Raw genomic sequence first — 20,464 nt, 5'->3', positions numbered from 1 at the left:
ACGGCCGTAAGAGGGAGGACTGGGGCGTTCCGCTCAAGCCTTGGCCTGCTCCGGCCGCCACAGCCACGGCCGTGCGTCGGGGGGAGAGAGAGGCCCGCCGCTGCCGGGCCTGCGCGCGGTCGAGGCCGAGGTCCCGCTGCATGGCGTTCAGCAGGGCGGGCGGGGCCTCGTCGGTGCGGAGCGTCTCGGCGGCCGGGGGTGCGGGCGCGGCCGTCGCGGAACTGCCGAGCCCCGCGACGATCAGTGCGGCCGACGTCGTCAGGGCCGCGCACACGGCCCTGGTGCGTCTGTGGAGCATGGCGTCTCCTCGGTTTCGGTCGTGTCGGTGGGGAGGTGCCGAAACCGTAGGAGCCGGGGCCGGGCCGCATAAGACGTCAGCCGACCCCGGGGCCCGGCGTTATGGAAGCTCAGCGGCGGTGCGCGCGGCGTCCGCGTGCGCGGCCCTGGCCTGCGCGAACAGCAGCGCGGCGGTGTCCGGGTGCTGGGCGCCGGGGTGCAGCCCCAGCAGATGCCGCCACAGCAGCGGGGCCCCGGCGAGCGGGCGCACGGTGATGCCGGGCGTCGGCGGGAACGTGGCCCGGCACAGGCCCACCGCCCGGCCGACCCGCACCAGGTGCGCGCAGGACGCGGTGTCCGTCTCGTACATGCGGCGCGGGGTGAAGCCGGCGCGGGCGCACGCCGCCGTGAAGCAGTCCGCGAAGCAGCCGTCGCCGGGCACGCAGGCCCAGGCCTCGGCGGCGAGCGCGGCCAGGTCGACCTCGCCGCGGTGTGCTTCCGGATGCCCGTCGGGCAGCATCACGCAGACCGGGTCCAGGGCGATCTCCCGCCACTCCAGGTGGGCGGGGCCCGGCGGGGGAGCGGCGCCGCAGGTGCCGAGCAGGGCGAAGTCGAGCAGGCCCTGGTCCACGTGGTCCGCGAGCTCCCGCTCGGACCAGGAGGCGCGGGTCGTCACGGCGGTGTCCGGCAGCTCCTCTGCGAGCCGGTCGACCAGGGCGCCGAGCAGCGGGCCGTGCGTGCCGCCGAGCCGCAGCCGCTCACGGGTCCGCCGGGCGCGGGCGAACCGGGTCGCCTCCTGTTGCAGCCCGGACACGGCGGGGAGGACGATCCCGGCGCGCTCCAGGACCAGCTCGCCGAGTGCGGTGGCGCGCACCCCGTGCCGCCCGCGCTCGAACAGTTCTCCGCCGAGTGTTCGTTCGATGCGCCTGGGCTGGGCGCTCAGTGCGGGCTGTGCGAGCCCCAGCGCGGTCGCCGCCCTGGTGAGGCTGTCCGCATCGGAGATCGCCCGGACCGTCCTGAGATGCCGCAACTCCAGCTCCATGAAGGGAGCTTGAGGCGTGCGGGCAGCGGGAGCAAGGGGCTGGTACAGGCCAATGCGGGGCGTACGGTGAGCGGGTACGGGAGCGCGACACGGACACCCCTGGTTTGACCTTCGTCACTGAGGGGGTACTCTCTTCGGCTCGATTGGCCCTGGACATGCCCTGTGTGGCAGACTGTCGGGGTTGCTCGGTTGAGTGCCGATGCTGCGCGCCTCCCGCCGGGAGGACCGGAAGCGAGTCCCACAGTACTCGTCGGCTGTATCTATCCCTCGGGGTAGCAATCGGCCGGACGTACGGGAATCTTCCGGGAAGTGTCAGCGCGGCTCCTTGGCCAGGCGCTCGGTGGGTTTCTTCCCCCGTGTACATGCGGTCTTGGCCGCAGACCCCTTAGCAGGGACATCCATGCGGATATTTCTGTCAGCGGGACTGCGACACGCCCGACCGCGTGGGGCGGAGGAAGTGTGAAACAGGGCCCCCGAGCTCCAGAGCGTTACGAGAGACAGGACTACTAAGTAGCCATGGCGGGACAGAAGATCCGCATCCGGCTCAAGGCCTACGACCACGAGGTCATCGACTCCTCGGCGAAGAAGATCGTCGAGACGGTGACCCGCACTGGTGCGTCGGTCGCGGGCCCGGTGCCGCTGCCTACCGAGAAGAACGTGTACTGCGTCATCAAGTCGCCGCACAAGTACAAGGATTCTCGCGAGCACTTCGAGATGCGCACGCACAAGCGCCTCATCGACATCCTCGACCCGACTCCGAAGACCGTTGACTCCCTGATGCGACTCGACCTTCCGGCCGGCGTCGACATCGAGATCAAGCTCTGAGGGCCGGTGATCTGAAGATGACTAAGCAGATCAAGGGCATCCTGGGCGAGAAGCTCGGCATGACGCAGGTGTGGGACGAGAACAACCGTGTTGTTCCGGTCACCGTCGTCAAGGCCGGTCCGAACGTGATCACCCAGGTTCGTACCAACGACGTCGACGGTTACGACTCCGTCCAGCTCGCCTTCGGCGAGATCGACCCGCGCAAGGTGAACAAGCCCCTCAAGGGCCACTTCGCCAAGGCCGATGTCACCCCCCGCCGCCACCTCGTCGAGATTCGTACGCCGGACGCGTCCGAGTACTCCCTCGGCCAGGAGATCACCGCTGAGGTGTTCGACGGCGGCGTCAAGGTGGACGTGACCGGCCAGAGCAAGGGCAAGGGCTTCGCCGGTGGCATGAAGCGGCACAACTTCAAGGGCGGCAAGGCCTCCCACGGTGCCCACCGCATCCACCGCAAGCCGGGCTCGATCGGCGGCTGCGCCACCCCCGGCCGTGTGTTCAAGGGAACCCGCATGGCGGGTCGCATGGGCAACGAGCGGGTCACCACCCAGAACCTGACCGTCCACGCCGTTGACGCGGAGAAGGGTCTGCTGCTCATCAAGGGCGCGGTTCCTGGTCCGAACGGCGGCCTCGTCCTGGTCCGTACCGCGACCAAGGGGGCCTGAGGTAACCGATGAGCACTGTTGACATCCTTTCGCCGGCAGGCGACAAGACCGGGACCGTCGAGCTCCCCGCGGAGATCTTCGACGTAGAGAAGATCAGCGTTCCGCTGCTTCACCAGGTCGTCGTCGCTCAGCTGGCCGCTGCCCGTCAGGGCACGCACAAGACCAAGCGCCGCGGTGAAGTCCGCGGTGGTGGCAAGAAGCCTTACCGCCAGAAGGGCACCGGCCGCGCGCGCCAGGGTTCGACCCGTGCGCCGCAGTTCGCCGGCGGTGGCGTCGTCCACGGCCCCGTGCCGCGCGACTACTCGCAGCGGACCCCGAAGAAGATGAAGGCTGCCGCGCTGCGTCACGCCCTCACCGACCGGGCCCGCAACGCTCGCATCCACGTCGTCTCCGGCGTGGTCGAGGGCGAGGTCTCCACGAAGGCCGCCAAGACGCTGTTCGGCAAGGTCTCGGAGCGCAAGAACCTGCTCCTGGTCGTCGACCGCGCCGACGAGGCCGCGTGGCTCTCCGCCCGCAACCTGCCCCAGGTCCACATCCTGGAGCCGGGCCAGCTGAACACGTACGACGTTCTCGTCTCGGACGACGTGGTCTTCACCAAGGCCGCTTTCGAGTCCTTCGTGTCTGGCCCCAAGGCCGCTGACACCGAAGGGAGCGAGGCCTGATGGCTACGCGTCACCCGAGCATTGCCTCCAAGGCTGCGAAGGCCGCCAAGGCCGCGCGCGTCGCCAAGGCGAAGCGCATCGCAACCGAGGGCAAGGTCGCCGTTGAGCCGACCCCGCTGAGCAAGTCCTTCTCGGACCCGCGCGACGTCCTCGTCAAGCCGGTCGTCTCCGAGAAGTCGTACGCGCTTCTCGACGAGGGCAAGTACACGTTCGTCGTGGCCCCCGGCGCCAACAAGACCCAGATCAAGCAGGCCGTCGAGGCGGTCTTCTCGGTCAAGGTCACCGGCGTCAACACGATCAACCGTCAGGGCAAGCGGAAGCGTACGCGCACCGGGTTCGGCAAGCGTGCCGACACCAAGCGCGCCATCGTGACCCTCGCTGAGGGCGACCGTATCGACATCTTCGGCCAGGCCTCCTAACGGAGACCCTGGTCCGAATATCGGACGAGGACTGAGAAATGGGAATCCGCAAGTACAAGCCGACTACGCCGGGCCGTCGTGGCTCCAGCGTCGCCGACTTCGTCGAGGTAACGCGGTCCACGCCGGAGAAGTCGCTGGTCCGCCCGCTGCACAGCAAGGGCGGCCGTAACAACGCCGGTCGGATCACCGTTCGCCACCAGGGTGGCGGACACAAGCGCGCCTTCCGAGTGATCGACTTCCGTCGTCACGACAAGGACGGCGTGCCGGCGAAGGTCGCTCACATCGAGTACGACCCGAACCGCACTGCGCGCATCGCGCTCCTGCACTACGCGGACGGCGAGAAGCGCTACATCCTGGCTCCGCGCGGTCTCGCGCAGGGCGCCAAGGTGGAGAACGGCCCCGCTGCCGACATCAAGCCCGGTAACAACCTGGCGCTCCGCAACATCCCGGTCGGTACCACGATCCACGCGATCGAGCTCCGTCCCGGTGGTGGCGCCAAGTTCGCCCGCTCCGCGGGTGCCTCCGTGCAGCTGCTCGCGAAGGAGGGCTCGATGGCCCACCTTCGTATGCCCTCCGGCGAGATCCGCCTGGTCGACGTGCGCTGCCGCGCCACCGTCGGCGAGGTCGGCAACGCCGAGCAGAGCAACATCAACTGGGGCAAGGCCGGCCGCATGCGCTGGAAGGGCGTCCGCCCGACCGTGCGTGGTGTCGTCATGAACCCGGTTGACCACCCGCACGGTGGTGGTGAAGGCAAGACCTCCGGTGGTCGCCACCCGGTCTCGCCGTGGGGCCAGAAGGAGGGTCGTACTCGTGATCGCAACAAGGCGAGCAACAAGTACATCGTCCGCCGCCGCAAGTCGAACAAGAAGCGCTAGGAGCGGGTTTAGATGCCGCGCAGTCTCAAGAAGGGACCCTTCGTCGACGGCCACCTCGTGAAGAAGGTGGACGCTCAGAACGAAGCCGGTTCCAAGAACGTCATCAAGACCTGGTCCCGCCGCTCGATGATCATCCCCAGCATGCTGGGTCACACGATCGCGGTGCACAACGGCAAGACCCACATCCCGGTGTTCGTCACCGAGTCGATGGTCGGCCACAAGCTCGGCGAGTTCTCGCCGACGCGCACCTTCCGGGGTCACGTCAAGGACGACCGGAAGTCGAAGCGCCGCTAAGGCGGGGTGGAATCGACTATGACTAACACCGAAGGGACAACCATGGAAGCCAGGGCCCAGGCGCGGTACATCCGCGTCACGCCCATGAAGGCCCGCCGCGTGGTGGACCTCATCCGTGGCATGGATGCCACGGAGGCTCAGGCGGTCCTGCGTTTCGCCCCGCAGGCCGCTAGCCAGCCGGTGGGCAAGGTGCTCGACAGCGCCATCGCCAACGCCGCGCACAACTACGACCACCCTGACGCCTCTTCGCTGTTCATCAGCGAGGCGTACGTGGACGAGGGCCCGACCCTGAAGCGGTTCCGTCCGCGTGCTCAGGGCCGTGCCTACCGGATCCGTAAGCGGACCAGCCACATCACCGTGGTCGTCAGCAGCAAGGAAGGAACCCGGTAATGGGCCAGAAGGTAAACCCGCACGGGTTCCGGCTCGGTGTCACGACCGACTTCAAGTCGCGTTGGTACGCCGACAAGCTGTACAAGGACTACGTCAAGGAAGACGTCGCCATCCGTCGGATGATGACGTCCGGCATGGAGCGCGCCGGCATCTCGAAGGTTGAGATCGAGCGCACCCGTGACCGCGTGCGTGTGGACATCCACACCGCTCGTCCCGGCATCGTCATCGGCCGCCGTGGCGCCGAGGCCGACCGCATCCGCGGTGACCTCGAGAAGCTCACGGGCAAGCAGGTCCAGCTCAACATCCTCGAGGTGAAGAGCCCGGAGACCGACGCTCAGCTGGTGGCCCAGGCCGTCGCCGAGCAGCTGTCCTCCCGCGTCTCCTTCCGTCGCGCCATGCGTAAGAGCATGCAGGGCACGATGAAGGCCGGCGCCAAGGGCATCAAGATCCAGTGTGGCGGTCGTCTCGGCGGTGCCGAGATGTCCCGTTCGGAGTTCTACCGCGAGGGCCGTGTGCCCCTGCACACGCTCCGCGCCAACGTGGACTACGGCTTCTTCGAGGCCAAGACGACCTTCGGCCGCATCGGCGTGAAGGTCTGGATCTACAAGGGCGACGTCAAGAACATCGCCGAGGTTCGCGCCGAGAACGCCGCAGCCCGCGCCGGTAACCGTCCGGCCCGTGGCGGCAACGACCGCCCGGCCCGTGGTGGCCGTGGTGGCGAGCGTGGCGGTCGCGGTCGCAAGCCGCAGCAGCAGTCCGCGCCGGCTGCGGAGGCCCCCAAGGCCGACGCTCCCGCCGCAGCTGCCGCTCCGGCTGAGAGCACCGGAACGGAGGCCTGACCGAAATGCTGATCCCCCGTAGGGTCAAGCACCGCAAGCAGCACCACCCGAAGCGCAGCGGTATGTCCAAGGGTGGCACGCAGGTTGCGTTCGGTGAGTACGGCATTCAGGCCCTCACCCCGGCGTACGTGACGAACCGTCAGATCGAGGCCGCTCGTATCGCCATGACGCGTCACATCAAGCGTGGCGGCAAGGTCTGGATCAACATCTACCCGGACCGCCCCCTCACCAAGAAGCCTGCCGAGACCCGCATGGGTTCCGGTAAGGGTTCGCCGGAGTGGTGGGTCGCCAACGTCAAGCCCGGACGCGTCATGTTCGAGCTGTCGTACCCCAACGAGAAGACCGCGCGCGAGGCGCTGACTCGTGCAGCTCACAAGCTGCCGATGAAGTGCAAGATCGTCAAGCGCGAGGCAGGTGAAGCGTGATGTCGGCCGGAACCAAGGCGTCTGAGCTGCGCGAGCTGGGCAACGAGGAGCTTGTCGCCAAGCTCCGCGAGGCCAAGGAAGAGCTGTTCAACCTCCGCTTCCAGGCGGCGACGGGTCAGCTCGAGAACCACGGCCGGCTCAAGGCCGTCCGCAAGGACATCGCGCGGATCTACACCCTCATGCGCGAGCGCGAGCTGGGCATCGAGACGGTGGAGAGCGCCTGATGAGCGAGAAGACTGTGACTGAAGAGACCGCCGCCCGCGGCTTCCGCAAGACCCGTGAGGGCCTTGTTGTCAGCGACAAGATGGACAAGACCGTCGTCGTCGCTGTCGAGGACCGCGTCAAGCACGCCCTGTACGGCAAGGTCATCCGCCGTACGAACAAGCTCAAGGCGCACGACGAGCAGAACGCTGCCGGTGTCGGCGACCGCGTCCTCCTGATGGAGACGCGTCCGCTGTCGGCGAGCAAGCGCTGGCGCATCGTCGAGATCCTCGAGAAGGCCAAGTAATTCTCTGAGGCATCCCTCAGAGTTCGTTCCGCCAGGCTCGGCAGGGGCCCTCTCGTAAGAGAGAAGCCCCTGCCGGGAACCGGCAGACAAACAGGAGATAGACGTGATCCAGCAGGAGTCGCGACTGCGCGTCGCCGACAACACGGGTGCGAAGGAAATTCTCACCATCCGTGTTCTCGGTGGCTCGGGTCGCCGCTACGCGGGCATCGGTGACGTCATCGTCGCCACCGTGAAGGACGCGATCCCCGGTGGCAACGTGAAGAAGGGTGACGTCGTCAAGGCGGTCATCGTTCGCACCGTCAAGGAGCGTCGCCGTCCGGATGGCTCGTACATCCGCTTCGACGAGAACGCCGCCGTCATTCTGAAGAACGACGGCGACCCCCGCGGCACCCGTATCTTCGGCCCGGTCGGCCGTGAGCTGCGCGAGAAGAAGTTCATGAAGATCATCTCGCTCGCGCCGGAGGTGCTGTAAGCATGAAGATCAAGAAGGGCGACCTGGTCCAGGTCATCACCGGTAAGGACAAGGGCAAGCAGGGCAAGGTCATTGCCGCTTACCCGCGCGACGAGCGCGTCCTGGTCGAGGGTGTCAACCGGGTCAAGAAGCACACGAAGGCCGGCCCGACCGCCAGCGGCTCGCAGGCCGGCGGCATCGTGACCACCGAGGCCCCCGTCCACGTCTCCAACGTCCAGCTGGTCGTGGAGAAGGACGGCAACAAGGTTGTCACGCGCGTCGGTTACCGCTTCGACGACGAGGGCAACAAGATCCGCGTTGCCAAGCGGACGGGTGAGGACATCTGATGACGACCACCACCACTCCGCGTCTCAAGACGAAGTACCGCGAGGAGATCACGGCGAAGCTGCAGGACGAGTTCTCGTACGAGAACGTCATGCAGATCCCCGGTCTCGTGAAGGTCGTCGTGAACATGGGTGTCGGCGACGCCGCCCGTGACTCGAAGCTCATGGACGGTGCCGTCCGTGACCTCACGACGATCACCGGCCAGAAGCCGGCCATCACCAAGGCTCGCAAGTCCATCGCGCAGTTCAAGCTGCGTGAGGGTCAGCCGATCGGTGCCCACGTCACGCTCCGTGGCGACCGCATGTGGGAGTTCCTGGACCGCACCCTGTCGCTCGCGCTCCCGCGCATCCGCGACTTCCGTGGTCTGTCCCCCAAGCAGTTCGACGGCCGTGGCAACTACACCTTCGGTCTCACGGAGCAGGTCATGTTCCACGAGATCGACCAGGACAAGATCGACCGCGTCCGGGGTATGGACATCACCGTGGTCACCACGGCGACCAACGACGATGAGGGCCGTGCCCTTCTGCGTCACCTCGGCTTCCCGTTCAAGGAGGCGTAAGCGAGATGGCGAAGAAGGCTCTTATTGCCAAGGCTGCTCGTAAGCCGAAGTTCGGTGTCCGGGGCTACACGCGCTGCCAGCGCTGCGGCCGCCCGCACTCCGTGTACCGCAAGTTCGGCCTCTGCCGCGTGTGCCTTCGTGAGATGGCTCACCGTGGCGAGCTGCCGGGCGTGACCAAGAGCTCCTGGTAGTCCCTTAGTTGGGATTGCCCGGATCTCTCGGTAAGTAGAGGGTCGGCAGAGGCCCCAGCTCTCATGGCTTACGCTAGGAGGGTTGGGCGCTTCTGCCGCCCTGACCGACTTACTACGCCGTAGGTCCCCGCGCCGCACCCGTCCCGCCCCTGTGTGGGGAGAGGGATGGCGCATACAGGAAACCCCGGCGAGAGAGGCCGAAGGCCAATTCATGACCATGACTGATCCGATCGCAGACATGCTTACGCGTCTGCGGAACGCGAACTCGGCATACCACGACTCCGTGTCGATGCCGCACAGCAAGATCAAGTCGCACATCGCGGAGATCCTCCAGCAGGAGGGTTTCATCACCGGCTGGAAGGTCGAGGACGCCGAGGTCGGCAAGAACCTCGTCCTGGAGCTGAAGTTCGGCCCGAACCGTGAGCGTTCGATCGCCGGCATCAAGCGCATCTCCAAGCCGGGTCTGCGTGTTTACGCGAAGTCCACCAACCTGCCGAAGGTTCTCGGTGGCCTCGGCGTGGCGATCATCTCCACGTCGCACGGTCTCCTGACCGGCCAGCAGGCAGGCAAGAAGGGCGTGGGTGGGGAAGTCCTCGCCTACGTCTGGTAGCGGAAGGAATCGGAGGAAACAGCTATGTCGCGTATTGGCAAGCTCCCCATCACGGTTCCCGCCGGCGTGGACGTCACCATCGACGGCCAGACGGTCGCGGTCAAGGGCCCCAAGGGTTCCCTGAGCCACACCGTTGCGGCGCCGATCGAGATCGCCAAGGGTGAGGACGGCGTTCTGAGCGTCACCCGCCCGAACGACGAGCGTCAGAACAAGGCCCTCCACGGCCTGTCCCGCACGCTGGTGGCGAACATGATCACCGGCGTGACCACGGGTTACGTGAAGAAGCTCGAAATCAGCGGTGTCGGTTACCGCGTCCTGGCGAAGGGCTCCAACCTGGAGTTCTCGCTCGGCTACAGCCACCCGATCCTGGTCGAGGCGCCCGAGGGCATCTCGTTCAAGGTCGAATCGGCGACCAAGTTCTCGGTCGAGGGCATCGACAAGCAGAAGGTCGGCGAGGTTGCGGCCAACATCCGCAAGCTGCGCAAGCCCGACCCGTACAAGGCCAAGGGCGTCAAGTACGAAGGCGAAGTCATCCGCCGCAAGGTCGGAAAGGCGGGTAAGTAAGCCATGGCATACGGTCAGAAGATCGCTAAGGGCGACGCTTACAAGCGTGCGGCCATCAAGCGCCGCCACATCCGTATCCGCAAGAACATGTCGGGTACGGCCGAGCGTCCGCGCCTGGTCGTGACGCGCTCGAACCGGAACATCGTGGCGCAGGTCATCGACGACGTTAAGGGTCACACCCTGGCGTCGGCGTCGACCCTGGACACGTCGATCCGCGGCGGCGAGGGCGACAAGTCCACGCAGGCCAAGTCGGTCGGCGCCCTGGTCGCCGAGCGCGCCAAGGCCGCCGGTGTCGAGGCTGTCGTGTTCGACCGTGGTGGTAACCAGTACGCCGGGCGCATCGCTGCCCTGGCGGACGCCGCCCGCGAAGCCGGACTCAAGTTCTGAGTCTTGCCCGTTCGCGTAGCGACTTCATTGACGCTGCGTAGCTAGCGGAAACAGAGAGAGGTAATTCCAATGGCTGGACCCCAGCGCCGCGGTGGCGGTGCCGGTGGCGGCGAGCGGCGGGACCGGAAGGGTCGCGACGGTGGCAACGCCGCCGAGAAGACCGCGTACGTTGAGCGCGTTGTCGCGATCAACCGCGTCGCCAAGGTTGTGAAGGGTGGTCGTCGCTTCAGCTTCACTGCGCTCGTCGTAGTGGGCGACGGTGACGGCACCGTGGGTGTCGGTTACGGCAAGGCCAAGGAGGTGCCGGCCGCCATCGCCAAGGGTGTTGAGGAGGCCAAGAAGCACTTCTTCAAGGTCCCCCGTATCCAGGGCACCATCCCGCACCCGATCCAGGGTGAGAAGGCTGCCGGCGTCGTGCTGCTCAAGCCCGCGTCCCCGGGTACCGGTGTTATCGCCGGTGGTCCGGTGCGCGCCGTGCTCGAGTGCGCCGGCGTTCACGACATCCTGTCGAAGTCGCTCGGCTCCGACAACGCGATCAACATCGTGCACGCCACGGTGGAGGCCCTGCGTGGTCTGCAGCGTCCCGAGGAGATCGCGGCTCGCCGTGGTCTGCCCCTCGAGGACGTCGCTCCCGCGGCCCTGCTGCGTGCGCGTGCCGGGGCTGGTGCGTAATGGCACAGCTCAAGATCACGCAGACGAAGTCGTACATCGGCAGCAAGCAGAACCACCGTGACACCCTGCGTTCCCTTGGTCTCAAGGGGATCAACACGCAGGTCGTCAAGGAGGACCGCCCCGAGTTCCGCGGCATGGTGCAGACCGTGCGCCACCTCGTGACGGTTGAGGAGGTCTGATCATGGGTGAGCAGAACCCGCTCAAGATCCACAACCTCCGTCCGGCCCCCGGCGCCAAGACCGCCAAGACCCGTGTCGGTCGTGGTGAGGCGTCGAAGGGTAAGACGGCCGGTCGTGGTACCAAGGGCACCAAGGCCCGTTACCAGGTTCCGGAGCGCTTCGAGGGTGGCCAGATGCCCCTCCACATGCGTCTCCCGAAGCTCAAGGGCTTCAAGAACCCGTTCAAGACCGAGTTCCAGGTCGTGAACCTGGACAAGCTGGCTTCGCTCTACCCCGAGGGTGGCGAGGTCACGGTCGAGGGCCTCGTGGCCAAGGGTGCCGTGCGCAAGAACAGCCTCGTCAAGGTCCTGGGCCAGGGCGAGATCTCCGTGGCGCTGCAGGTGACGGTCGACTCCGTCTCCGGCTCCGCCAAGGAGAAGATCACCGCCGCGGGCGGTACGGTCACCGAGCTCGTCTGAGCCAATCAGGCGTCTTGATGACGTGAACGTCCCTACCGGGGATGCCCCACATATGGGGCATCCCCGGTTGGTCGTTCCAAGGGGGGCAGTTACGCCGGTAAGGTGGCGTCCGCTGTTAAGTTCCGGGCTTTGTGTGCCCCCGGCACCAATCCCGGCCCTTGGCCGTTAGACCGTTTACGTATTTGTCGAATCCTCAAGACCGTCACCTCTGACGCACGCGCGCGGGGGTCGCAGGAGGCACCGTGCTCACCGCGTTCGCCCGGGCGTTCAAGACGCCCGACCTGCGCAAGAAGCTGCTCTTCACGCTGGGCATCATCGTGATCTATCGGCTCGGGGCGCACATCCCGATCCCCGGCGTGGATTACCAGAACGTCCAAACGTGCATGAACCAGGCCAACTCCAGCTCCGGCCTGTTCGGTCTGGTCAACATGTTCAGCGGTGGCGCGCTGTTGCAGATCACGGTCTTCGCGCTCGGCATCATGCCGTACATCACCGCGAGCATCATTCTGCAGCTGCTCACCGTGGTGATCCCCCGGCTCGAAGCCCTCAAGAAGGAGGGCCAGGCCGGCACGGCGAAGATCACGCAGTACACGCGCTACCTGACCGTGGCGCTCGCCATTCTTCAGGGCACCGGCCTCGTCGCCACCGCCCGCACCGGCGCGCTCTTCCAGGGGTGCCCGGTCGCCAGCGAGATCGTTCCGGACCAGTCGATCTTCATCACGATCACGATGGTCATCACGATGACCGCCGGTACCTGCGTGATGATGTGGCTCGGCGAGCTGGTCACCGACAAGGGCATCGGCAACGGCATGTCGATCCTGATGTTCATCTCGATCGCCGCCACCTTCCCGTCCGCCCTGTGGGCCATCAAGAAGCAGGGCTCGCTGGCCGACGGCTGGATCGAGTTCGGCACCGTCATCCTCGTCGGCCTGGTCATGGTCGCCCTGGTGGTCTTCGTCGAACAGGCCCAACGTCGTATTCCGGTGCAGTACGCGAAGCGCATGATCGGGCGCCGTTCCTACGGCGGAACGTCCACGTACATCCCGCTCAAGGTGAACCAGGCGGGTGTGATCCCTGTCATCTTTGCCTCCTCGCTGCTCTACATTCCGGCTCTGGTCGCCCAGTTCGCCGGTGGAGATTCGCAGTGGAAGGTGTGGATCGACGACCACCTGACCAAGGGAAATCACCCGATTTACATCGTCACGTACTTCCTCCTGATCGTTTTCTTCGCGTTCTTCTACGTGGCGATCTCGTTCAACCCCGAGGAAGTCGCCGACAACATGAAGAAGTATGGTGGCTTCATCCCGGGCATCCGGGCTGGCCGACCGACCGCTGAGTACCTCTCGTACGTGCTCAACCGGATCACCTGGCCGGGTTCGCTGTACTTGGGCCTGATCGCTCTCGTGCCGACGATGGCGTTGGTTGGTTTCGGGGCAAACCAGAACTTCCCGTTCGGTGGCACGAGCATCCTGATCATCGTGGGTGTCGGCCTGGAGACGGTGAAGCAGATCGAGAGCCAGCTCCAGCAGCGCAATTACGAAGGGTTCCTCCGCTGATGCGAATCGTCCTCGTCGGGCCGCCCGGTGCTGGCAAGGGAACGCAGGCCGCGTTCCTGGCCAAGAACCTGTCGATTCCGCACATCTCCACGGGCGACCTCTTCCGTGCCAACATCAGCCAGGGCACGGAGTTGGGCAAGAAGGCCAAGTCCTACATGGACGCCGGCCAGTTGGTCCCGGACGAGGTCACCATCGGGATGGCGAAGGACCGCATGGAGCAGCCGGACGCCGTGAACGGCTTCCTGCTCGATGGATTCCCGCGCAACGTCTCGCAGGCCGAGGCGCTCGACGTCGCCCTCAAGGCGGACGACGTCACGCTGGACGCGGTCCTCGACCTGGAGGTCCCCGAGGACGAGGTGGTCAAGCGCATCGCCGGCCGCCGCATCTGCCGTAACGACTCGGCACACGTCTTCCACGTCGCGTACAAGCAGCCCGAGACCGAGGGTGTCTGCGACACCTGCGGCGGCGAGCTGTACCAGCGCGACGACGACAAGGAAGCGACCGTGCGCAAGCGGCTCGAGGTCTACCACACGCAGACCGAGCCGATCATCGACTACTACCGGGAGCAGGGGCTCGTCGTGACGATCTCCGCCCTGGGCAAGGTCGAGGAAGTCACGGGCCGGGCCATGGAGGCCCTGGAGCGCTAGTCGCGTTCTTCCCGCTGTACGTGCCTGAGGCCGCGGTTCCCCGTCGGGGGGACCGCGGCCTTAGTGTTGGTGGGGACTGGACGTACGTAACCCTCGTACTCGTACCGGATGACGGAGAGCGCAGGCCCCCATGGTGCAGATCAAGACCCCCGACCAGATTCGCAAGATGCGGGAGGCGGGGCTTGTCGTCGCGGCGATCCACGCGGCGACCCGTGAGGCGGCCGTGCCGGGCGCGACCACCAAGGATCTGGACGAGGTCGCCCGCAAGGTGCTCGCCGAGCACGGGGCGAAGTCGAACTTCCTCGGGTACGGGGGGTTCCCCGCGACCATCTGCACCTCGAAGAACGAGGTCGTGGTGCACGGCATCCCGAGCGACGAGGTCGTCCTGGAGGACGGCGACATCATCTCGATCGACGCGGGCGCCATCGTGGACGGCTGGCACGGCGACGCGGCGTACACCGCGTTCGTGGGGTCCGGTCACGCTCCGGAGCTGATCGAGCTGTCCCGGGTCACCGAGGAGTCGATGTGGGCGGGCCTGGCCGCCATGAAGCAGGGCAACCGGCTGGTCGACATCTCCCGTGCCATCGAGTCGTACATCCGCCGTCAGCCGAAGCCCGGCGGCGGTAAGTACGGGATCGTCGAGGACTACGGCGGCCACGGCATCGGCACCGAGATGCACATGGACCCGCACCTGCTGAACTACGTGGAGCGGCGCCGCGGCAAGGGCCCGAAGCTGGTGCCCGGTTTCTGCCTCGCCATCGAGCCGATGGTCTCCCTCGGTACGCCGAGGACAGAGACGCTCTCGGACGACTGGACGGTCATCACGACCGACGGCACCTGGTCCTCGCACTGGGAGCACTCCGTGGCCCTGACGGAGGACGGCCCCCTGGTCCTGACATCCCCCGACGGCGGCAAGGCCAAGCTCGCCGAACTGGGCGTGACGGCGGCGCCGGATCCGCTGGGCTGAGACCGGGGCGGGGCCGGCACGGGGGAGTGGGGCGGCGGCAAGGCCAAGCTCGCCGGACTGGGCCTGACGGCGGCGCCGGATCCGTTGGGCTGAAAGCGGGGCTGAAGGCGGCCTGGTGGGGTGGGTCGGGGGCTTAGTGATCTTCCTGGTGGGGCAGAATCACGAGATTCGTCTTTCCGGGGGTACTGACGTAGACTGACTCGTCGGCTCTCGTGTATGCGCATGTCTCCATGCGGGCACGGAAGTCGATCAAGGTAGTCGATTCGAAGGGCGAAGCGTGGCCAAGAAGCAAGGTGCCATCGAGATCGAGGGCACTGTCGTCGAGTCTCTGCCGAACGCCATGTTCAAGGTCGAGCTCCAGAACGGCCACCAGGTCCTGGCACACATCAGCGGCAAGATGCGCATGCACTACATCCGCATCCTCCCTGACGACCGGGTCGTGGTGGAGCTGTCTCCGTACGACCTCACGCGTGGCCGGATCGTCTACCGGTACAAGTAGATCTTGCCCTAGTCCCGCCTCGGCGGGCCGCCGGCAACTGACCCGGAGAACCTCACCCATGAAGGTCAAGCCGAGCGTCAAGAAGATCTGCGACAAGTGCAGGGTGATCCGCCGTCACGGTCGGGTCATGGTGATCTGCGACAACCCGCGCCACAAGCAGCGCCAGGGCTGACGTAGACCCGTTCACTGCAGTTCGTTCGTAGATCTCGCGCGACGCAGCACATTAAGTACATATGCAGAGCCCGCCGGCGACGGTTCGTCGTGGCGACACCTTCGGTCGGAGGCCGAGGACTCAGCTCGTACCAACCCTTTGGAACAAAGGGGACGGCGACTGGGAGTGGTTCTGCTGCAGACCTCCGAAGAATCAACAGGAGCCATGAATGGCACGCGTTGAAGGTGTTGACCTCCCGCGCGAGAAGCGCATCGAGGTCGCCCTCACCTACGTGTTCGGCATCGGCCGCACGCGCGCCCAGCAGACGCTGGACGCGATCGGTGTCGACCGCAACATCCGCGTTCGCGACATCTCCGAGGACGACCTCGTGAAGATCCGCGAGTACGTGGACCAGAACTTCCAGACCGAGGGTGACCTCCGTCGCGAGATTCAGGCCGACATCCGCCGCAAGGTCGAGATCGGCTGCTACCAGGGTCTGCGCCACCGTCGCGGCCTGCCGGTCCACGGCCAGCGCACCAGCACGAACGCTCGTACCCGCAAGGGCCCGCGTCGCGCCATCGCCGGTAAGAAGAAGCCGGGCAAGAAGTAGTCCTCAGCGGACACTCACCAGCGGTCTTCGCTGTAGGACCGACCACCTCCCTGTAGGAGAACGACATGCCCCCCAAGGGTCGTCAGGGCGCTGCCAAGAAGGTGCGCCGCAAGGAAAAGAAGAACGTCGCTCACGGCCACGCGCACATCAAGAGCACGTTCAACAACACGATCGTGTCCATCACGGACCCGACCGGCAACGTGATCTCGTGGGCCTCCGCCGGCCACGTCGGCTTCAAGGGCTCCCGCAAGTCCACGCCGTTCGCCGCGCAGATGGCCGCCGAGTCGGCCGCCCGTCGCGCGCAGGAGCACGGCATGCGCAAGGTCGAGGTCTTCGTCAAGGGCCCGGGTTCCGGTCGTGAGACCGCCATCCGCTCCCTGCAGGCGACCGGCCTCGAGGTCGGCTCGATCCAGGACGTCACGCCGACGCCGCACAACGGCTGCCGTCCCCCCAAGCGTCGCCGCGTCTGACCCTCGGGTCGTCGCAGACCGCTTGGTCTGAGGTTTTTCGGGCGGTGCGGCCTTCGTCTTTTGTGCGAGGCCGTGCCGCCCGTACCCTTGTAACAACATCAGGGCATCAAATAGTGGGTGCCCCTGACTGAAGGAATCACTTCATGCTGATTGCTCAGCGTCCCTCGTTGACCGAAGAGGTCGTCGACGAATTCCGCTCCCGGTTCGTGATCGAGCCGCTGGAGCCGGGCTTCGGCTACACCCTCGGCAACTCCCTCCGCCGCACCCTCCTCTCGTCGATCCCCGGCGCTGCTGTCACCAGCATCCGCATCGACGGTGTCCTGCACGAGTTCACCACTGTGCCGGGCGTCAAGGAGGACGTCACCGACCTCATCCTGAACATCAAGCAGCTGGTCGTCTCCTCGGAGCACGACGAGCCGGTCGTGATGTACCTGCGCAAGCAGGGTCCGGGTCTGGTCACCGCCGCCGACATCGCGCCCCCGGCCGGTGTCGAGGTGCACAACCCCGACCTCGTCCTCGCCACGCTCAACGGCAAGGGCAAGCTGGAGATGGAGCTGACCGTCGAGCGCGGTCGCGGCTACGTCTCCGCCGTCCAGAACAAGCAGGTCGGTCAGGAGATCGGGCGCATCCCGGTCGACTCGATCTACTCGCCGGTTCTCAAGGTCACGTACAAGGTCGAGGCCACGCGTGTCGAGCAGCGCACCGACTTCGACAAGCTGATCGTCGACGTCGAGACCAAGCAGGCGATGCGTCCCCGCGACGCCATGGCCTCCGCGGGTAAGACGCTGGTCGAGCTGTTCGGTCTCGCCCGCGAGCTGAACATCGACGCCGAGGGCATCGACATGGGTCCGTCCCCGACGGACGCCGCGCTCGCCGCCGATCTGGCGCTGCCGATCGAGGAGCTCGAGCTCACCGTTCGGTCGTACAACTGCCTCAAGCGCGAGGGCATCCACTCCGTGGGTGAGCTCGTCGCCCGCTCCGAGGCCGACCTGCTCGACATCCGCAACTTCGGTGCGAAGTCGATCGACGAGGTCAAGGCGAAGCTGGCCGGCATGGGCCTGGCCCTCAAGGACAGCCCGCCCGGATTCGACCCGACCGCCGCCGCGGACGCCTTCGGCGCCGACGACGACGCGGACGCGGGCTTCGTGGAGACCGAGCAGTACTGAGACGCTCCGCTTCGGCGGACGGATCGCTTGCTGCGGGACCGTGGTTGCGGTTTGCGCAGTTCCCCGCGCCCCTGATCGGGGCGCGGGTCTCCGACGGGCAAACCCGCCCGCTCGGATACTGACCCTGGTACCTGGTACGGCCAGGGCAGACACCTAGGAGAAACATCATGCCGAAGCCCGCCAAGGGTGCCCGTCTGGGCGGCAGCGCCGCGCACGAGAAGCTGCTCCTCGCGAACCTCGCGAAGTCGCTCTTCGAGCACGGCAAGATCACGACGACCGAGGCCAAGGCCCGTCGTCTGCGTCCGTACGCGGAGCGCCTGGTCACCAAGGCGAAGAAGGGCGACCTTCACAACCGCCGTCAGGTGCTCCAGGTCATCTCGGACAAGGGCGTCGTCCACACGCTCTTCACCGAGATCGCCCCGCGCTACGAGAACCGTCCGGGTGGTTACACCCGTATCACCAAGATCGGTAACCGCCGTGGCGACAACGCGCCCATGGCTGTCATCGAGCTGGTCGAGGCCCTGACGGTCCAGCAGCAGGCCACCGGTGAGGCCGAGGCCGCCACCAAGCGTGCCGCCAAGGACGCCGAGGCCGCCGAGGCGCAGACCGAGGCTCCGGCCGAGGCTGCCGCCGAGGAGTCGAAGGACGCCTGAGGCTGACGCCTTGTGTGTGAGCGGGTCCGCCCTTTCGGGGCGGGCCCGCTTTCCGTTTCTCCCTAAGGATTGTTTGTTGTGAGTGATGAGGTGGCCGACGGCTTCGTCCGGCTGCGGCTCGACGTGAGCTACGACGGCAAGGACTTCTCCGGCTGGGCCAAGCAGGCCTCCGGGCGGCGGACCGTGCAGGGCGAGATCGAGGACGCGCTGCGTACGGTGACGCGGTCCGCACAGTCGTACGACCTGACGGTCGCCGGGCGCACCGACGCGGGGGTGCACGCGCGGGGACAGGTCGCGCACGTGGACCTGCCGGCGGAGGTCTGGGGCGAGCACGGGGAGAAGCTCCTGAAGCGGCTCGCCGGGCGGCTGCCGAAGGATGTGCGGGTGTGGTCGGTGGCCGAGGCGCCGAGCGGCTTCAACGCGCGTTTCTCGGCGATCTGGCGGCGGTACGCGTACCGGGTGACGGACCACCCGGGCGGGGTCGATCCGCTGCTGCGGGGGCATGTGCTGTGGCACGACTGGCCGTTGGACGTCGACGCCATGAACGAGGCCGCCGAGCGGCTGCTGGGTGAGCACGACTTCGCCGCCTACTGCAAGAAGCGCGAGGGTGCGACCACCATTCGTACGCTCCAGGAGCTGAGCCTGGTGCGCGGCGAGGACGGGATCGTCACCGCGACCGTGCGGGCCGACGCCTTCTGCCACAACATGGTGCGGTCCCTGATCGGGGCGCTGCTGTTCGTGGGGGACGGCCACCGGCCGGCCGACTGGCCGGGCAAGGTGCTCGCCGCCGGTTTGCGGGACTCCGCCGTCCACGTGGTGCGGCCGCACGGGCTGACCCTTGAGGAAGTCGGGTACCCCGCCGACGAGTTGCTCGCCGCGCGCAACAAGGAGGCGCGCAACAAGCGGACGCTCCCGGGCGCCGGCTGCTGCTGAGGAGAGCGGCGCCCGGGACGGCGGTCAGCCCGCGGTCGCCGCCGCGGACGCCTGGACCTCGCCGCGCCGCTTGATCTGCTGGAAGACGAACTCCTGGAGGTCGTCGCCGAGGGAGAACACCATGGTGTCCTTCTTCGTGGCGTCCTGGCCGTCGGTGCGGCCACCGTTGGTGAAGTACGTGTAGCGGCCCACGGAGTTCGCGGTGAAGCGGCACGTCGTGGTCCGGCAGAACGTGGGCACGCCGGAGCCGGGCAGCGAGACGACCGAGCCGTCGAAGTCGTACTGCTCCTTGGCCTTCGTCGCCTGCGCCTTCGTCTTGAAGACGGCGACACCGATGGTGACCGCGGAGTTGCCCTTGTAGTACGTGGCCCGGATCAGTTGCTCGCAGTCGTTGCCCTTCAGCACCCCGGACAGGCCCTTCTGCGCGGCCGACGCGCAGTTGGTCGTGCGGGCCGTGGCGCCCTTCGTGTAGGCCCGGTCACCGGCGGTGAACTGCTTGCCGGGGAAGAGCGAGTCCGCGCTGAGCGGGGCCCTGTCCTTCGCGGCGCTGTTGATGAAGTCGTTCGGGTCGAGCGGGGGCGGCGGGGTCGTCGCGTCGAAGGACGGCCCTCCCGACTTGCCCTCGCTGGGGATGTCCGCCGTGCTCGGCAGCTGGTCGGCCGGCTTGTTGGCGGCCTCGTTCTTGCTGTTCGTCGAGACGATGCCCCACGCGACCGCCGAGCCGACGGCCAGCGTGGCCACGATCGCCCCGCCGATCACCATCCAGCGCTTCTTGCGCGCGCGTGCCTCTGATGCCTCCGCGAGCGACGCCCAGTCCGGGGTCGACCCGCCGTCATTGGGCCCCCACGGGGATCCCCCTTGCCCGAAACTCATGGGGCGCATCTTAGAGGTACCGCCCGGTGTGGCACGGGCCTCGTCCAGTGGTGGAGGTGTGAGGGGTTCCGCCGCGTTACCGTGAAGGGACACGGCGCTGTGGGATACAGGGTCTCCGGTTCACCAGGGCCCACGCGTTTTGACCCGTACGGGGCGGCGCGGGTATTCTCGGCAGCTGTTATGCGTATCGGCTCGGTCGCTCTCATGCGAAGAGCCCCTACGTAGGTTCCCTGGAGCAGTTACCAGTGGCTCGCATACGGGTTAGCGTTCCCGGCTTCTGTGAGCCCCAGCTGCATGATCGCTTCA

Annotated in this window: 33 protein-coding genes; 31 read left to right on the top strand and 2 right to left on the bottom strand. The window is 66.8% G+C overall.

The genetic code is table 11. The features are described 5' to 3' along the window. Positions 1-397: 397 nt before the first annotated feature. Complete coding sequence (locus tag ACIA8D_RS01780; protein WP_399227915.1) at positions 398-1,318, bottom strand: LysR family transcriptional regulator; 921 nt, start codon at positions 1,316-1,318, stop codon at positions 398-400. A gap of 516 nt (positions 1,319-1,834) precedes the next feature. Between ACIA8D_RS01780 and rpsJ the strand changes: the two genes are divergently transcribed. The 31 genes from rpsJ (at position 1,835) to truA (ending at position 19,285) form a co-directional block, all read left to right on the top strand. Beyond that, complete coding sequence (gene rpsJ / locus ACIA8D_RS01775) at positions 1,835-2,143, top strand: 30S ribosomal protein S10 (protein ID WP_003948644.1); 309 nt, start codon at positions 1,835-1,837, stop codon at positions 2,141-2,143. Positions 2,144-2,160: 17 nt separating this feature from the next. Beyond that, positions 2,161-2,805 carry a 50S ribosomal protein L3 gene (gene rplC / locus ACIA8D_RS01770; protein WP_399227914.1) on the top strand — a complete coding sequence of 215 codons (645 nt, stop codon included), beginning with the start codon at positions 2,161-2,163 and terminating at the stop codon, positions 2,803-2,805. An 8-nt stretch (positions 2,806-2,813) separates the two neighbouring features. Continuing rightward, complete coding sequence (gene rplD / locus ACIA8D_RS01765; protein WP_385755881.1) at positions 2,814-3,467, top strand: 50S ribosomal protein L4; 654 nt, start codon at positions 2,814-2,816, stop codon at positions 3,465-3,467. Continuing rightward, positions 3,467-3,886 (top strand): 50S ribosomal protein L23, encoded by a 420-nt coding sequence (rplW, locus tag ACIA8D_RS01760; RefSeq protein WP_399227913.1) that lies wholly within the window; start codon positions 3,467-3,469, stop codon positions 3,884-3,886. The genes rplD and rplW overlap by 1 nt, the downstream gene beginning before the upstream one ends. A gap of 38 nt (positions 3,887-3,924) precedes the next feature. Further along, positions 3,925-4,761: a 50S ribosomal protein L2 gene (rplB, locus tag ACIA8D_RS01755; RefSeq protein ID WP_266713074.1), complete on the top strand. Its 837-nt coding sequence runs from the start codon at positions 3,925-3,927 to the stop codon at positions 4,759-4,761. Between the two features lie 12 nt (positions 4,762-4,773). Beyond that, entirely contained in the window at positions 4,774-5,055 is a 282-nt protein-coding gene (gene rpsS, locus ACIA8D_RS01750) for a 30S ribosomal protein S19 (RefSeq protein WP_018528354.1), read from the top strand. 42 nt (positions 5,056-5,097) lie between these two features. Then, on the top strand, positions 5,098-5,445 hold the full coding sequence (rplV, locus tag ACIA8D_RS01745) for a 50S ribosomal protein L22 (RefSeq protein ID WP_385755885.1): 348 nt from the start codon (positions 5,098-5,100) through the stop codon (positions 5,443-5,445). Beyond that, the gene (gene rpsC / locus ACIA8D_RS01740; RefSeq protein ID WP_055418365.1) at positions 5,445-6,284 is read left to right on the top strand and encodes a 30S ribosomal protein S3; all 840 of its coding nucleotides are present in this window, start codon (positions 5,445-5,447) and stop codon (positions 6,282-6,284) included. Before rplV ends, rpsC begins: the two co-directional genes overlap by 1 nt. A 5-nt stretch (positions 6,285-6,289) precedes the next feature. Beyond that, positions 6,290-6,709: a 50S ribosomal protein L16 gene (gene rplP, locus ACIA8D_RS01735; protein ID WP_018528356.1), complete on the top strand. Its 420-nt coding sequence runs from the start codon at positions 6,290-6,292 to the stop codon at positions 6,707-6,709. Further along, the gene (gene rpmC / locus ACIA8D_RS01730) at positions 6,709-6,933 is read left to right on the top strand and encodes a 50S ribosomal protein L29 (RefSeq protein WP_017949657.1); all 225 of its coding nucleotides are present in this window, start codon (positions 6,709-6,711) and stop codon (positions 6,931-6,933) included. The genes rplP and rpmC overlap by 1 nt, the downstream gene beginning before the upstream one ends. After that, positions 6,933-7,217: a 30S ribosomal protein S17 gene (gene rpsQ, locus ACIA8D_RS01725; RefSeq protein ID WP_266713085.1), complete on the top strand. Its 285-nt coding sequence runs from the start codon at positions 6,933-6,935 to the stop codon at positions 7,215-7,217. The genes rpmC and rpsQ overlap by 1 nt, the downstream gene beginning before the upstream one ends. Positions 7,218-7,320: 103 nt before the next feature. After that, positions 7,321-7,689, top strand: a complete 369-nt coding sequence (rplN, locus tag ACIA8D_RS01720) for a 50S ribosomal protein L14 (RefSeq protein WP_003974257.1) — start codon at positions 7,321-7,323, stop codon at positions 7,687-7,689. A gap of 2 nt (positions 7,690-7,691) precedes the next feature. Continuing rightward, complete coding sequence (gene rplX, locus ACIA8D_RS01715) at positions 7,692-8,015, top strand: 50S ribosomal protein L24 (RefSeq protein WP_016645174.1); 324 nt, start codon at positions 7,692-7,694, stop codon at positions 8,013-8,015. Then, complete coding sequence (gene rplE / locus ACIA8D_RS01710) at positions 8,015-8,572, top strand: 50S ribosomal protein L5 (protein ID WP_306320972.1); 558 nt, start codon at positions 8,015-8,017, stop codon at positions 8,570-8,572. The genes rplX and rplE overlap by 1 nt, the downstream gene beginning before the upstream one ends. A gap of 5 nt (positions 8,573-8,577) precedes the next feature. Next, positions 8,578-8,763 carry a type Z 30S ribosomal protein S14 gene (locus ACIA8D_RS01705; RefSeq protein WP_003948630.1) on the top strand — a complete coding sequence of 62 codons (186 nt, stop codon included), beginning with the start codon at positions 8,578-8,580 and terminating at the stop codon, positions 8,761-8,763. A gap of 211 nt (positions 8,764-8,974) precedes the next feature. Next, on the top strand, positions 8,975-9,373 hold the full coding sequence (rpsH, locus tag ACIA8D_RS01700) for a 30S ribosomal protein S8 (protein WP_158989430.1): 399 nt from the start codon (positions 8,975-8,977) through the stop codon (positions 9,371-9,373). Between the two features lie 24 nt (positions 9,374-9,397). Continuing rightward, a complete protein-coding gene (rplF, locus tag ACIA8D_RS01695; protein WP_399227912.1) occupies positions 9,398-9,937 on the top strand; it encodes a 50S ribosomal protein L6 in 540 nt (179 codons plus the stop codon). A 3-nt stretch (positions 9,938-9,940) separates the two neighbouring features. Next, positions 9,941-10,324 (top strand): 50S ribosomal protein L18, encoded by a 384-nt coding sequence (rplR, locus tag ACIA8D_RS01690; protein ID WP_266713095.1) that lies wholly within the window; start codon positions 9,941-9,943, stop codon positions 10,322-10,324. A 69-nt stretch (positions 10,325-10,393) separates the two neighbouring features. Continuing rightward, a complete protein-coding gene (rpsE, locus tag ACIA8D_RS01685; protein ID WP_306320975.1) occupies positions 10,394-10,996 on the top strand; it encodes a 30S ribosomal protein S5 in 603 nt (200 codons plus the stop codon). Further along, positions 10,996-11,175, top strand: coding sequence for a 50S ribosomal protein L30 (gene rpmD / locus ACIA8D_RS01680; RefSeq protein WP_326020845.1), 180 nt, complete (start codon positions 10,996-10,998; stop codon positions 11,173-11,175). The genes rpsE and rpmD overlap by 1 nt, the downstream gene beginning before the upstream one ends. 2 nt (positions 11,176-11,177) lie before the next feature. Next, complete coding sequence (gene rplO, locus ACIA8D_RS01675; RefSeq protein WP_385755893.1) at positions 11,178-11,633, top strand: 50S ribosomal protein L15; 456 nt, start codon at positions 11,178-11,180, stop codon at positions 11,631-11,633. 242 nt (positions 11,634-11,875) lie between these two features. After that, a complete protein-coding gene (gene secY / locus ACIA8D_RS01670) occupies positions 11,876-13,189 on the top strand; it encodes a preprotein translocase subunit SecY (RefSeq protein ID WP_385755895.1) in 1,314 nt (437 codons plus the stop codon). Beyond that, positions 13,189-13,836, top strand: a complete 648-nt coding sequence (locus ACIA8D_RS01665) for an adenylate kinase (protein WP_399227911.1) — start codon at positions 13,189-13,191, stop codon at positions 13,834-13,836. Before secY ends, ACIA8D_RS01665 begins: the two co-directional genes overlap by 1 nt. A gap of 130 nt (positions 13,837-13,966) precedes the next feature. Next, entirely contained in the window at positions 13,967-14,803 is an 837-nt protein-coding gene (gene map / locus ACIA8D_RS01660) for a type I methionyl aminopeptidase (RefSeq protein ID WP_399227910.1), read from the top strand. A 277-nt stretch (positions 14,804-15,080) separates the two neighbouring features. Next, the gene (infA, locus tag ACIA8D_RS01655; protein WP_003948620.1) at positions 15,081-15,302 is read left to right on the top strand and encodes a translation initiation factor IF-1; all 222 of its coding nucleotides are present in this window, start codon (positions 15,081-15,083) and stop codon (positions 15,300-15,302) included. 58 nt (positions 15,303-15,360) lie between these two features. Next, positions 15,361-15,474, top strand: a complete 114-nt coding sequence (gene rpmJ / locus ACIA8D_RS01650; RefSeq protein WP_003974245.1) for a 50S ribosomal protein L36 — start codon at positions 15,361-15,363, stop codon at positions 15,472-15,474. A gap of 208 nt (positions 15,475-15,682) precedes the next feature. Further along, positions 15,683-16,063: a 30S ribosomal protein S13 gene (gene rpsM, locus ACIA8D_RS01645; protein ID WP_385755903.1), complete on the top strand. Its 381-nt coding sequence runs from the start codon at positions 15,683-15,685 to the stop codon at positions 16,061-16,063. Between the two features lie 65 nt (positions 16,064-16,128). Then, positions 16,129-16,533 carry a 30S ribosomal protein S11 gene (gene rpsK / locus ACIA8D_RS01640; protein ID WP_399227909.1) on the top strand — a complete coding sequence of 135 codons (405 nt, stop codon included), beginning with the start codon at positions 16,129-16,131 and terminating at the stop codon, positions 16,531-16,533. A gap of 143 nt (positions 16,534-16,676) precedes the next feature. Next, positions 16,677-17,699 carry a DNA-directed RNA polymerase subunit alpha gene (locus tag ACIA8D_RS01635; protein WP_003966937.1) on the top strand — a complete coding sequence of 341 codons (1,023 nt, stop codon included), beginning with the start codon at positions 16,677-16,679 and terminating at the stop codon, positions 17,697-17,699. Between the two features lie 167 nt (positions 17,700-17,866). Next, entirely contained in the window at positions 17,867-18,352 is a 486-nt protein-coding gene (gene rplQ / locus ACIA8D_RS01630; RefSeq protein ID WP_399227908.1) for a 50S ribosomal protein L17, read from the top strand. A 78-nt stretch (positions 18,353-18,430) separates the two neighbouring features. Then, positions 18,431-19,285, top strand: a complete 855-nt coding sequence (gene truA / locus ACIA8D_RS01625) for a tRNA pseudouridine(38-40) synthase TruA (RefSeq protein WP_399227907.1) — start codon at positions 18,431-18,433, stop codon at positions 19,283-19,285. Between the two features lie 24 nt (positions 19,286-19,309). Here truA and ACIA8D_RS01620 read toward each other — a convergent pair whose 3' ends face one another. Further along, positions 19,310-20,158: a hypothetical protein gene (locus tag ACIA8D_RS01620; protein WP_399227906.1), complete on the bottom strand. Its 849-nt coding sequence runs from the start codon at positions 20,156-20,158 to the stop codon at positions 19,310-19,312. Positions 20,159-20,464: the final 306 nt, after the last annotated feature.

It is taken from the genome of Streptomyces sp. NPDC051684 (assembly GCF_044453445.1).
Lineage (GTDB): Bacteria > Actinomycetota > Actinomycetes > Streptomycetales > Streptomycetaceae > Streptomyces.
This window is presented reverse-complemented; position numbering and strand designations above follow the sequence as displayed.